The organism is Gordonia otitidis, assembly GCF_020735545.1.
Classification (GTDB): domain Bacteria; phylum Actinomycetota; class Actinomycetes; order Mycobacteriales; family Mycobacteriaceae; genus Gordonia; species Gordonia otitidis.
In genome coordinates, this window is the sequence record NZ_CP085974.1 from 2,192,508 (window position 1) to 2,205,070 (window position 12,563).

9 protein-coding genes, 5 pseudogenes and 1 other annotated feature are annotated in these 12,563 nt (G+C 63.4%); of the genes and pseudogenes, 5 read left to right on the plus strand and 9 right to left on the minus strand.

Going from position 1 to position 12,563, the window contains the following annotated elements; translation table 11 throughout:
- The first annotated feature begins 7 nt into the window (after nucleotides 1–7).
- A complete protein-coding gene (locus tag LK459_RS09900) occupies nucleotides 8–1,390 on the plus strand; it encodes an IS1380 family transposase (protein WP_064868524.1) in 1,383 nt (460 codons plus the stop codon).
- A gap of 462 nt (nucleotides 1,391–1,852) precedes the next feature.
- Here LK459_RS09900 and LK459_RS09905 read toward each other — a convergent pair.
- Nucleotides 1,853–1,979 (minus strand): annotated as a pseudogene (locus LK459_RS09905) (dodecin family protein); the annotation flags it as partial.
- 270 nt (nucleotides 1,980–2,249) lie between these two features.
- Here LK459_RS09905 and LK459_RS09910 point away from each other — a divergent pair.
- Nucleotides 2,250–2,417 (plus strand): hypothetical protein, encoded by a 168-nt coding sequence (locus LK459_RS09910; RefSeq protein ID WP_197494568.1) that lies wholly within the window; start codon nucleotides 2,250–2,252, stop codon nucleotides 2,415–2,417.
- A gap of 539 nt (nucleotides 2,418–2,956) precedes the next feature.
- On the opposite strand, the gene LK459_RS09915 is transcribed toward LK459_RS09910, so the two are convergent.
- Genes LK459_RS09915 through LK459_RS09925 form a run of 3 tightly spaced genes read right to left on the minus strand, consistent with a single transcriptional unit; the run spans nucleotide 2,957 to nucleotide 3,918 of the window.
- Nucleotides 2,957–3,226, minus strand: coding sequence for a DUF4235 domain-containing protein (locus LK459_RS09915; protein WP_005203148.1), 270 nt, complete (start codon nucleotides 3,224–3,226; stop codon nucleotides 2,957–2,959).
- A gap of 9 nt (nucleotides 3,227–3,235) precedes the next feature.
- A complete protein-coding gene (locus LK459_RS09920) occupies nucleotides 3,236–3,526 on the minus strand; it encodes a DUF3618 domain-containing protein (RefSeq protein WP_227923064.1) in 291 nt (96 codons plus the stop codon).
- On the minus strand, nucleotides 3,523–3,918 hold the full coding sequence (locus LK459_RS09925) for a phage holin family protein (protein WP_064870154.1): 396 nt from the start codon (nucleotides 3,916–3,918) through the stop codon (nucleotides 3,523–3,525). Before LK459_RS09925 ends, LK459_RS09920 begins: the two co-directional genes overlap by 4 nt.
- Nucleotides 3,919–3,982: 64 nt before the next feature.
- Here LK459_RS09925 and LK459_RS09930 point away from each other — a divergent pair, with 64 nt between their 5' ends.
- Nucleotides 3,983–4,444, plus strand: a complete 462-nt coding sequence (locus tag LK459_RS09930; RefSeq protein WP_407648765.1) for an AMP-binding protein — start codon at nucleotides 3,983–3,985, stop codon at nucleotides 4,442–4,444.
- Here LK459_RS09930 and LK459_RS09935 read toward each other — a convergent pair.
- From LK459_RS09935 to LK459_RS09955, 5 genes and pseudogenes are all read right to left on the minus strand, one after another.
- Nucleotides 4,363–4,959 (minus strand): annotated as a pseudogene (locus LK459_RS09935) (cytochrome P450). The gene LK459_RS09930 and the pseudogene LK459_RS09935 overlap by 82 nt on opposite strands.
- Before the next feature lie 134 nt (nucleotides 4,960–5,093).
- Nucleotides 5,094–5,441, minus strand: a pseudogene (locus tag LK459_RS09940) (integrase core domain-containing protein); the annotation flags it as partial.
- Between the two features lie 28 nt (nucleotides 5,442–5,469).
- Nucleotides 5,470–6,799 (minus strand): annotated as a pseudogene (locus LK459_RS09945) (IS30 family transposase).
- 131 nt (nucleotides 6,800–6,930) lie between these two features.
- Nucleotides 6,931–7,551 (minus strand): annotated as a pseudogene (locus LK459_RS09950) (IS3 family transposase); the annotation flags it as partial.
- Nucleotides 7,465–7,593 (minus strand) — a sequence feature (AL1L pseudoknot). It overlaps the preceding pseudogene by 87 nt.
- Nucleotides 7,554–7,871, minus strand: coding sequence for a transposase (locus LK459_RS09955; protein ID WP_012832290.1), 318 nt, complete (start codon nucleotides 7,869–7,871; stop codon nucleotides 7,554–7,556). (Overlaps the previous feature by 40 nt.)
- Nucleotides 7,872–9,527: 1,656 nt before the next feature.
- On the opposite strand from LK459_RS09955, the gene LK459_RS09960 reads away from it, so the two are divergent.
- Together LK459_RS09960 and LK459_RS09965 are read left to right on the plus strand one after the other, a co-directional pair.
- On the plus strand, nucleotides 9,528–10,205 hold the full coding sequence (locus tag LK459_RS09960; protein ID WP_227923066.1) for a TnsA-like heteromeric transposase endonuclease subunit: 678 nt from the start codon (nucleotides 9,528–9,530) through the stop codon (nucleotides 10,203–10,205).
- Between the two features lie 68 nt (nucleotides 10,206–10,273).
- Nucleotides 10,274–12,433 carry a Mu transposase C-terminal domain-containing protein gene (locus tag LK459_RS09965; RefSeq protein WP_227923068.1) on the plus strand — a complete coding sequence of 720 codons (2,160 nt, stop codon included), beginning with the start codon at nucleotides 10,274–10,276 and terminating at the stop codon, nucleotides 12,431–12,433.
- Nucleotides 12,434–12,563 lie beyond the last annotated feature (130 nt).

The following is a 12,563-nucleotide window of genomic DNA, read 5'->3' on the forward strand; positions in this document are numbered from 1 at the left end:
CTCGTAGATGCGATTGTCTCACAGTCATCCGGTCCGGTCTGCATCCTGTGATGATCCGAATCTCCTCGGCGCGGCGGGGTTGGTGCCGGTGATGACGTTGGCCGAGCAAGCGGGCCTGTCGGGGTTGGCTCTCGAGCATCTGACGGTGCCGACCGACAAGGGCGCCAATCCGGATCGGAAGGTGTTCTCGCTGGTCGCGGGCATGGTGGCCGGTGCCGACAGCATCGATGACATGGCCGTACTGCGGCACGGTGCGATGGGGAAGGTGTTCGACCATCCGTATGCCCCGTCGACGTTGGGGTCGTTTCTGCGCGAGTTCCGGTTCGGGCATGTCCGGCAATTGGATGCGATCGCCGCCCGCACGCTCGCTGGCCTGCACACCCACACCCCGGTACTGGCCGGGATCGACGGGCCGGTGATGGTCGACATCGACGACTCGATCATCGAGGTCCACGGCCCGGCCAAACAGGGCGCTGGGTTCGGCTACACCCGGGTACGGGGGCTCAACTCGGCGATCACCACCATCAGCACCGCCCACGGTGCACCGGTGATCGCTGCTCAACGACTACGCAAAGGAGCATGCAATTCCGCCCGCGGAGCCCATCGGTTGATCGCCGACACACTGGCTAGCGTGCGGCGTCTGCGGTCGACTGACGCGTCGGGGCCGGTGCTGGTGCGGGCGGATTCAGCGTTCTACGGTCACCGCGCCGTCAGTGCTGCGATCGGTGCCGGCGCCCAGGTATCGGTCACCGTGCGCCAAGACTTGCGGATACGTGCGGCGATCAGCGAGATCGCAGCCGATGCGTGGACAAAGATCGAGTACACCGACGCGATTCTCGACGCGGACACCGGACTGTGGATCTCACGTGCCGAGGTCGCCGAGATAGCGTTCACCGCGTTCACCTCCAAAGCCAAAGCGCTGCAGGTTCCCGGGCGGCTGGTGGTGCGCCGTATCCCCGACTTCCGACCCGAGGGCGACGGCCTGTTCGATGTGTGGCGATTCCACGCCTTCTTCACCACCAGCGACCTCGACACCGTCACCGCCGACAAGACCCACCGCGCCCACGCGGTCATCGAACAAGTTCACGCCGATCTCAAAGCCTCCGCGCTCGCGCATCTGCCGTCGGGAAAGTTCTGCGCGAACGCCGCCTGGCTGGTGTGTGCGGTCATCGCGTTCAACCTGACTCGTGCTGCCGCCAGCCTCAGCGGCGGGCGTCTGGCCAAAGCCACCACATCCACGGTCCGCCGCACCCTGATCTGCATTCCGGCGCGTATCGCGTCCTCAGCCCGGCGCATCACCATGCACCTACCCGCCCGATGGCCGTGGGAAACCGAATGGAACCTGTTGTTCGACAACACTATTCACCGAAGACCGCCAACCTGGCCCTAACCACCCCGGCCCAACAGCCTCGATCCCGAAACCCGGTGAAACAAGCCGACATCAGAGATCGGCAACTGACTCATGCCCGCCACCCAGGCCGAACGTGCTCAACACTTTTCACCACACCGCAAAAGCCGATCGGTGGATCGAGGTTAAACCAGGCGCCGAGTGCGCCCGAACGAGACGACGGGAAGGCGTGACGCCGAGTGCGCGTCACCAGGGGAGGGAAGTGCGATGTTCGTCGGCCTCATGGCGCCGCTTGTTCTGATGGCCGTGGCCATGTCACTGGATCACGTGCAGCGGTGGTCGGAACATCCGGACCCGGTTTCCGGGTCCTCAAGGTGCTGTGGCACAGGCTGCGCGCGACGCCCCGCCCTCGGTGGTCGGGCCGTCACCTTGCAAGTCAATGATCAACGCGGGGAACGGCAAGTCACCGTCCGCAGACTCACGATTCGTTGAGGCGGAAACCCGTTTTGGGGTGACCTGGAAGTGGGCCACCGTGCCGTTGTCGATATGACCTCTAGTCTCGACGACCTCGAACCACTCGAGATTCTGAACAGTCGTTCGCCCGTGAGATCGTGCCCTTGATCGCGTCGTCAAACACTCGACGTCGTCGACCTCGGCAGGCATTTCACTTCCCTGCACCCTATTAAGGGTGATCGAACAAGTAAGAACGCGATGCCGCCGGCGCTCAGGACCTCAATCTGGCCGTTGACATCAAGGACGAAGGCAAGGGCGATTAGGCATCGTCCGCGGTCAAGGGCGGCGTCAGAAGCGTGAAGGATGCTGCAGGCAAGGTCAAGGACGAGATGGCCGGGCACTAAGCGGGACGGGTTTGGGTGTCACCGTGAGTGGTTATTGTTAAACCATGAGCAATGACGAACCCACCCTGGATGACGTGATGGTCCCGACTGAGACGGTGCACCCCGATCATCGGGAGCACGCCAAGTCTCCCAAGCATCTCGACAGCGAGGAACTCGACCAGCGCGCCGAGCACGAGCACGAGCTGGTCGAGGACACCGAGAAGAACTCCTGATCGAGCTCGTCACCCTGTAGACCCCGTTCTCACCCCCGGGGCACTGCCGGTGGTGAAAATGTGTCGGCGTCGGCAGCTGCCCAGTCGCCCGCCACGACGAGAGGGCGTCGTCGATGAGTTGGCCTGTGCCAGCCATTCGTGGAGATCGGCGTAGGAACGTTGTCGCGCACAGGCCGTTTACGCAGGAGGTGCGGCGACAACTGGGCGTGGCGGGAGAGTCCCATGGATGCCATCGTGCGCATGGCTTCGTCAACGGTGGCTGCGTTCACCACTCTCCAGAACCTCACCGCCGGACTCGAATCGGCCGCCGGACTCGAATCGGTGGTCGGAACAGAGCCCCCTGCAAGACATCGAAACGAAACGCTCTCGACGAGCTTTGGTTGCGTCTGTCGTTGGTTCGACTGATCTCCCGTGTGGGTCCAGGCGTCGCAGAGCGCTGCTTTGTACGAGCAGAACTGACACCGGTTGTCACGCAACTGCGCCCCGTCGCCGTAGCCGATGCCCCCGGGCAGGCGCTGGGTGTCAGGGCGTCATCGGGATCATGCCGGATCTTCGTGTGTGACGGCTTTGTAGCCGCGCGCTCCGGCGCGATCGACCGCCGCACGCACGAGTCCGAAGATTAGCCCTTGCAACGCGGCCGCGGTCAGCACTTCGGAGTTGGTGCGCTGTAGATCGGTGGGCGAGGGGGCATCGGGCTTGTCGGAGACGCGTTTCCAGATCTGGTTGAACACTGCCCCGGCGGCGATACCGCCCAAGACGCTGGTCGCCAGCGACAGCGGTTTGTAGAAGGCTTTGGACACCGTACTCATGGGAAACTCCTATCGACGTCGGCGACGAATCGCCAGGATCACTCCGATGGCCATGGCTGCGACGACGGCGCCGCCGATCAGTGTCTGCTTGTTGTCCTTGGCTGTGGTTGCGGCGTCATGCGCTTTCTGGCTCGCTGCGGCATTGAGGCGGGTCGGGACGTCGAGCTTGTCGGTCAGCGCATCCACTGTGCGGGCCAGCTCTGCCCGTTGCTCTTCGACCCGTGGCGACTCGTCCGGAACAACGGGTGGTGGGGTAGCTGTCGAGTCCGCGTCGCGGGGCTCCTCGGGTGTCGTGGTCACAGATGCTCCTTGATGGTCTCGACGTCGCGTTGCACGCTTGCCGCGGTGCGTTCGGGGGCGGGTGGCACCGCTGCCTTGGCCCGTAGCGCCCCGATGGCGGTAGCGACGCCACCAATGGCGACGAGTGCGGCACCGACGATGAGTGCCGACAGCCACGCCGGGACGGCGATGGCCAGGCCGATGACGGCGGCCGCTACCAGAGTGGCGAGCCCGTACAGCACCAGCAGGGTGCCGGCACCGGAGATGCCGACTCCGATTCCCAGTCGGGTCCCCTTGGTCTTTATTTCATCCAGGGCGTTACGGATCTCGGTGGTGACCAGGGTGGTGGTCTGTTGTTGCAGGCGTTCGACGAGTTGCACGGTCGACAGCTCGTCGGGGGCTTGTTCAACCACGGGCCGCTCCTCAGGTCGAGGGGTTATTCGTGCTGAATACCTTACCCGGTCGCCGACGCGGGTCATGGCAGTACTCCCGTTCTTCCACATCTACGGGATGAACACCATCATGAACCTGACCCTGTATCGCCGCGGAACGCTGGTGACGATGCCGAAGATGGAACTGCCCACGTTCCTCGACCTCGTCCAGAGCCGGCGCGTGACATACCTATACATCGCCCCGCCCATCGCGGTCGCCCTCGCCAAGCACCCGATCGTCGACGACTACGACCTGTCGTCGATCCGCCGGATCGATCCAGCCGCGGACTCGGCTTGTCGAGCCGATCGACACCGGCGAGCCGGTGAGGTCTTTCGCGACCGTTTGCTCGTCGTCAACGTGAACCAGCACGTCCGGAAGTGTTTCGGCGTCCACGACAACGGTGGATCGGACAGGCAAATGGCGCACTACCCGGTCAACGTGCTGGTCGTGGAGGGGATCGATCCTGCAGCGGTCAGGTCCGAGACCTCGGGCTGGGTCGCAAGGTAGAAGAGTGCGACCTCCATTAACGCCGCAGTGGTCTCGTGGCCAGCAACGAGGAACGTGAGTACTTAGTCCCGGATGTTGTCCCGTGGCAGCTGCTTTCCTGTCTCGGGATCGGTAGTGCCGAGCATCAGGGACAGCAGGTCATCGGCGCGTTCTGAGCTGCTGCTCGCTCGCGCCTCAACGATGGAGTCAATGTACGAACGAGCAAAGTCGATATCACGTCGTCGCTGCTGAGACGTCAACGCCTCACGCAGGCCGCCGATGATCGGCAAGTCGTTGGTGGATGTGCTCGCCCATTCCAGTGTCCGCGACAAAGCGGAGAGGAACCGGGCCGTGTCTCGATCGCCGACACTCTTGGGCCCAAGGAGTCCCATGTGCTCCGAGAAGCCCGCACGCCCAATCACCTCGAGGGTGGCCGCAGTCATGTCGTCGTGAACAGATATGCCAGTCTGCGCGTCCATCCACTTATCTGCGAGGTCATCGGCCACCGACTCCATTGCGACGTGATAGGTCCGCATGGCCGCCGCACTGAACCCCTGGGTCGTCACCCGTCTAAATGCAGGTAGCACCTGACATGAGTGGCGCCGGTGTTCCCGGCCAGGTTCGGGTCGATACAGCACGCTGAATCGCCCCGGGTTTGCTGGGGGCTCGGTTAGTTGGTTCCAGCGGTTGCCGGGACCGGGTTCTCACGGTAGCTGGTGACTGTGTGGGTCGACCAGTAGGTGGTCTCGTACTCGACGGGTGGGACGTGCCCGATCTCGCCGTGCAGGCGGCGGTGGTTGAACCAGTCGATGTACTCGGCGACGGCGATCTCGACCTCGCCGACACCGCCCCAGCCACCGCGAGGGCGCATGACTGGGTTACGGATACACTCGGCCTTGAACAACGAGTTGAACGCCTCGGCCATCGCATTGTCGTACGAATCACCCTTGGAGCCAACAGAAGTCACTGCGTCTGCTTCGGCGAGACGTTCGGTGTAGCGGATGGCTCGATACTGGGCGAGTTCAACCGGTCGATGCAACACCGGGCTACTGCAGGGAGCGTAGCTGCTCGGCGAAGACCTCGGCCGGGGTTCGCCAGCCGAGGACCTTGCGTGGCCTGTTGTTGATCGCCAGAGCGACGGCCTCGAGGTCCTCGGCGGACCACCGGGACAGATCGGTTCCCTTCGGGAAATACTGGCGCAGCAGGCCGTTCGTGTTCTCGTTCGTCGGTCGTTGCCAGGGCGAGTGCGGGTCGGCGAAGAACACTCTCGTGCCGGTCTCGAGAGCGAACCGGGCATGACCGGACAGCTCCTTTCCGCGGTCCCAGGTCAAGGTCTTGCGGAGCTGCTCGGGAAGCGTGGTCATCGATGTCGTCAGCGCGGCGTTCATCGCGACGGCGCCGTAGCCACCGAGGGACGGACCGTTCTTCACAGGCGGCCTCTCGCCCCACCCCTCCAATCGAGGCAGGTGCACCAGGATCGTGGAGCGGCTGCTGCGCTCGACGAGCGTGCCGATCGCGGACCGGCCGGTCCCGATGATCAAGTCGCCTTCCCAATGCCCTGGGACAGCACGGTCTTCGGCTTCGGCGGGGCGTTCGCTGATCACCACGTCCGCGGTGACATGTCCCTGCGGCTTGTTCTGCGATCGGCTACGGGGCACCCGCAGTGCCCGGCCGGTGCGCAGGCATGTGACCAACTCCCGTTTCAGGGCGCCTCGACCTTCGATGTACAACGATTGGTAGATCGCCTCGTGACTGATGCGCATGGACTCATCCTCCGGGAAATCAACTTTCAGCCGGTGCGAGATCTGCTGCGGGCTCCATGCCGTCGCCCACCGTCGGTCCTGCCGATGCGGCTTGTTCAGTCCTTTCCACGCGGGCGTGTCGGGGCCTGCGACGGCGGTGCCGTCGGGCCGGCGGACGGCCCCGGAGAGCCGCTCCTGCACATACTCACGCAACCTGTCGTTGTCTACCAGCTTCGCCGTTTTCGGGCGTTTCGCGGCTTGCTGCGCTTTCCACTGCGCCACTCCGGCTCGGTAGACCTGCGTGCCGCTGCGGGTCGCCGCGTTGCGGCGCAGCTCGGTGAGATCGTCCCCGGGTCGCGTCCGATCCGACGGGCGATCTCCCGCACGCCGACATCCTGGGCGCGCAACAGTGCGATCTCCTCACCTCACGCTCGGTGAACGACAGGTAGCGGCCCGTGGGCTCGTCCAGGCTGATCGGCGGCATGCCGCCAGCGTGACGGAACCACCGGGACCCGACCGGCCACGACACGCCGACGGCCTCCGCGGCGTCGGCAGTCGTCGCTCCTGAGGCGATCCGCCGCCAGAAATCGCGCTGCACCGCACGCGAGGGTTCCGGTCTCCCCGGTGACCGCATCGACGGGCGCAACGCCCGATCCGCCGCCCACTGCCGGCGGGCACCCACCGGCGCCTGGCGTGTCTGCTTGTTGCTGCGTCCCATCGCACACCTCCGTCATCGAGGTGTTGCGACGACCGATTGAATCCACCCTGCACTCCGCGGTCGGAGTGGTGAATCAGCCCGGCCACGCCCTGGCCGGCACGCGACCGCGCCCACAACCCCATATCCAAGGCGTCGAGCGCGAGGTCGGTGTGCATGGTGGTCGAGACCTGCCAGCCGACGACCACGCGCGAGTACACGTCGAGGATGAACGCCGCGTACACCCACCCGGAGTGGGTGCGGATGTAGGTCAGGTCCGCCACCCACAAGGTGTTCGGCGCCTCGGCGGTGAACTGCCGGCCGACTCGGTCGGCCGGTTGCGGGGTTTCGGCGCCATCGCTGCGGGTGGTCCTGCGTGTCTTCAACCTCGGTATCCCTTGCAGTCCATCGGCTTTCATCAATCGTTCGACGGTGCAGCGCGCCACGTCGATATCCTTTCTGCGTAGTTCGGCGTGGACCTTGCGGGCACCGTAGACGCCGAGATTGTCGGCGTGCACGGTGCGGATCTCGCCGAGCATCTCCCGGTCACGCACCGTGCGTGGCGCCTCGGTCTTGTTCGCACTCAGGTGGGCTCGTACCGTGGACGGAGCGATCTGGGCGGCCGTGTCGCGTAGGGCCGCGCAGATCGGATCGACTCCGTGTTCGTCGCGAGAAGCGGCGACGAACTCCACGATCAACGCTGTGGGCGGTCGATCTCCGCGGCAAAAAAAGCCGACGCCTGCTTCAAGATCGTGTTCGCCCGCCGCAGCTCGCGGTTCTCCCGCTCGAGCTGCGCGATCCGCTCGGAATCGCTGCTCGTGGTCCCCGGCCGCTGCCCGCCATCGATTTCGGCTTGCTTGACCCAGGTGCGTAGCGCCTCCGGGTGCACACCGAGTTGATCGCCGATCCGTTTGAACGCTCCCGGCCGTGTGGCCGGGTCCTTGCGGGCTTCCACCGCCATCCGCGTCGCTCGCTCCTTCAGCTCAATGCTGTACTTCCGAGGTGCTGCCATGCTCTCCATCCTTCACAGGTTCGAGAGCCTCCGACGAACCCGGGGCGGTTCAGTCCGGTTAGCTCGTGCAGTAGCTGCCGCTTGTGATTCATCAGATCAGACATGACATCTCCGTTGGACGACCAGAATTCGTCGTGCAGACGTGAACTGTCCGCGCTGCTGGTGTAACACCGTGGGGCGTCGCTGGACGGAATCGAGGGGAATACATGCCTAACTGTACTCCCTGGCGAATGAAGTGCGTCGTGTTCAGATTCCGACTCACTCGCGAACGGGCCTCCTCGATTCTGATCTTCAGGCCGTCGGCGGTGGAAACCCCTCCCTTGGACCGACGCACACCCGGCGTGGGGGTCTTCGAGGTGATCAGTACCCGTTCGTGCAGGGGTGGCAAGAGGTCAACGCCCACTCGAAAGACATGCGGATTTGGTTGCAGTGGGTCGTTTCGGTGGCTGCCGGAACCACCGATGAGGAACTTGATCCGGTACACCCGTCGCTGGTCGTCGGCAAGAACGTCGATTCCGGTATCACCGCCGCGTCCGTCCGGTGCTTGCAGGGTGACAAGCCCACCCATCGACGCCTCATCCCTACCTGGACAACTCGGGAGAACTGCTCCTCACCAAGGCTGGCCCAATCAACCGAACCTGTTTGCATGACGTACCTCCGCTTCGTACGAACAGGTATCGAACTGCGCGGCGGGTCTCGGTGAAGTTGGCAGCATCGCAGTGAGTGTCTGCGTAATGAGCTAAGCGTGGAGCGTGCTTCACATCTTCGTAGTGGCCGGTTAGCCTCCGTATCGCGCTAGGTGCCAGCGCACGTGTTTGAGGCGCTCGGTGAGATCTTTGTGTTCCTGTGTTCTTGGTTCGAGTGAGGCAAGTGCTTTGTCGAGTCTCTCGGCTTCGGTTCTAAGCCGACGGCGGTTGGTGTGGTAGTCCGTGGAGCAACCTTGACTGCAGAACATTGCCTTTCTGCCGGGCTGCCCGACCGCGTAGGCCACCTTGTTGACGCAACTCGGATTCAAGCAGAAGGCTTCGATGGAGTGGTTGCTCAGTGGCGAGCGGATCGTGGATGCGTGCCGTTTCGACCGTGGTTCGGCGCGCACGTGTGGTTCCTTTGGTGTCACTGCTGCCTTGCGCATGGCAGGTTCCCCTGTGAGTGATGGCTTCGATGTATGCAGGAAATTGTACGCGGAGGGTGTGCTAACGCACTGCTCATAGGGCTGCTGCGACCAAGGACTATTTGTCGTTTTGGGCTTGACGCGTCGCTGCCACGGGCTTAGCGTGGGTGGACGCTCGCTAGGAGCGGGACGACCGGTGAGGCTGCGCCAACAGCCTGCGACCCGATCGCCCCTTGGCGGGTCCCGATGAGAACGGAAAGAAATCCGAAGGAGCCCACCATGGGTGATTGTATCGACGTGTCTTTGTCGTGCCCACAGTTGTGTCCGCGCAGTCTCTCCCTGACCCATCGAGTGCGACGATCGTATGGCGCTCCGGGGTCGGGGGGTGCGGACCGATGCAGGTACTGACTGAGTCCGAGTTGTGGCGGACATCATCCGATCCGGTGCATGTCGCCCGGATGGAGAGTGGCGCGGGCCTCGACGGCGACGCCGTCGCTACGCGGACGCAGGTCACCTACACCCGTCCCAACGGCCATGAGGTGTGTGTGCCGTTGCTCGAGGCGGACGCGGGCGATATCGACGGCGCTCGTATGGCCAGACCAATACCGAAATATCGTGGGCGGCGCAACTATTCGGGTTTTGATGTTGTCATGACGGGCGGCCGCACCATCGAATTCGAGTCGCGACTTGAACATGCGCGGATCATGATCGCCGACTTCGACCCAGCGGTCACCGCAATCACCTCGCAGCCGATGCGTTTGACCTACACGCCGAGGGGCGGCAAGGCAGTAAACCACTACCCGGACCTGCTGTTGCTGACGACGAGCGGTCCGCTACTCGTCGACGTCACCAGCGAGAACGCCCTCCACAAGGCGAAGCGAGTCGCGATATTCACCTGGACGGCGGCGGCAGTGAGGGCTGTGGGATGGCGGTATGAGGTGTGGAGCGGTGCGGACCCGATCGCGATGGCCAACCTCACGCTGTTGAGCGCGTGTCGGCGCCCAATGGTCGTGGACAGCGAGATCGTGACACAAGCCTGCGCGTTCGCACGGTCGACCCAGATGAATGATCTGGTCGATCAACTGTCTACCCGGTTCCCGCCGATGCTCGTCAAACCGGCTGTGCGCCATGCGTTGTGGCGGGGCATGTACCGATCCGACATGTCGGAGTCGTTGCAGGGAGATTCGTGGTTAACCTACGTGCCGGGAATGGTAGTGCAGTGACTGTCGCGGAGGCGTCGAGCAAGGTGGGGCCGGGTTCGTACGTCCGCTTTCGTGGCGATGTGTTGCGTGTGGAGGAGATCGATCCGACACGCGTGGTGGCCGCTGACCTGGGACGGCAGGTCGTGCGCACAGTGTCGCTGGCAGCGTTCCTTGCCGAGTCGCATCCGTGTAGCCGGGCGGGTGAAGTCTTGTCGATCGAACAGGATCTGCAGTGGGAGCTCACCGCCGACGCTGAACGCCGCCACGCCACTGCCTACATGCTGGACTTGCTGTGGGTGATCTATGACCAACGCCTAGAATCGATCACCGACTATGAGACTGCGACGCCCAAGCGTGGCCGTTCACGGCGCGTCACCGAGCTCGCGGCTCGCCTGAGTAGATCAGAGCGACAGATCTGGCGAGACCTGACGGATCTGAGCGCTGCGCACGGGCCGTCCGGACTCGTCCGACCCAAGGCGACCCGGCGACGCCGTAGCGCGATCGACCCCCGGTGGGAAGACAAGATCGCCGAGATCGTTGCGCGCGTCACCCCAAAGTCCACTCTCGACCGTGGCATCGTCCTAGAACTGGCGGCAGCCGAACTGAATGCCGAGTTCGGCAAGGGCGTAGTGCGCATACCAGGGAAGTCGACCGCCTACGAATACCTGAAAGCCAACTATGACGACCTGAATGCTTTTCGGGGGTCGGCGAAGGGGCGCCGGTCGATCGCCGAGCGCCCCAAAATCTCTCTCCGGCAACTGAAACCGACCCATGCTGGCGAGTACGTCATCATGGACACCCAAACCCTCGACCTCTATGCGATGGACGCCGCCACGTGGCAGTGGGTGCGGTGCCAGTTGACCATCGCGATGGATCTCTACACCCGCAGCATCGTGGGACTGGTCGTCACCCCAATCTCGACCAAAGCTATCGACGTCGCCTCCGTGCTGTTCGAGACGTGTCATCCGAAACCGATCAGACATAGGGTCGCCGAGACCGCCCGATGGAACTACCACGGCGTCCCCGAGAACCTCGTGTTCACCGAGAAGAGCCATCACTGGGGGATGCCGCTCATCGCCGCCGAGAACCTCATTATCGACAACGGTCGCGCATTCTTGTCGGCGCATGTGTTGGAGGTGTCGCGGCGTAAAGGTATCAATGTGTGGCCCGCCCAGCCATACAAACCGACCGACAAACCGACCGTCGAACGGTTCTTCGGGTCGTTGCGGCGAGACCTGATCATGCGACTGCCCGGATACTCGGGACCAGACGTCTATTCTCGTGGTGCCAATCCAGAAGGTGATGCCTTCTTTTTCGTCCACGAGATCGAAGACATTATCAGGAACTGGATCACCCGCCGGTACCACAAAAAACGTCATGCCGGGCTCGTACATCCACGCTGGCCTCACCAGCGCCAGAGCCCCGACCGTATGTACGAACTGTCCGTTGAGGTCCACGGGCTCCCACGAATCCCCCATAGCCCCTACGCATTCGTCGATTTTCTACCGGTGAAGTGGCGCAAACTGCACCACTACGGTTTTGAAGTCCGTCAGCAGCGTCGCTACCGTGGCGACATACTCGCCACCTTCAACGGGCGCGAATCACCCTATGCCGGGCCGCACGCAGGAAAGTGGCCGATACGATATAACCCCGACGATATTACCATCGTCTATATTCAAGATCCGCGTGATCTGAAATGGCACGAACTGGAATGGGAACATGCCCACAAAATTGATGTGCCGTTAAGTGAAGACACCTACGCCTTTCTGCGGCGCAACGCACGACGTCACGGAATACCCGCAGAAAAGACCAGCGACATCATTGTCGACTGGCTGACCACCATCGAGATGGGCCGCCGAGACCGCAACGCGCTCATCCGCACCCTGCATGTCGCGCGCGCGAAGCAGCAGGACTCCGTCCCCGCCGACCCCGGCTATCTACCCGACTTCACCGCACCCACTGAGCCTGTTCCGTCAGAGGAACTCGCCGAAGAGTCGGCGTGGGACGACACCGACGATGAGGACGCGGCAGGCGTGGTGGCCGACTGTGTAGCTGCCGCACGCGGGGACACCACGGCTATCGCTCAGGCCGACCTCACGATCGACTCCTCGCAGCCGTCAGACCGCACTACGCCAGCGGAGGAGCCACTCTCGCCTGCGGCAGCCGCCGACGGCGACAGCAACCTGGGTGACAGCGACGAGGAAGACGACGATGACGACTACATGCCGGCCGAGCTGCTCATCCGTTGATACGCAACATAGTTGATACCTAACACAGTTGATAACCAACACACGAAGGAGATTGGGACATTGGACACAGTGAGTGGCGCGCGGCGCTGGGATTTGACCAGGCGCGAAGGATGGCGACAATTCGTGGTGT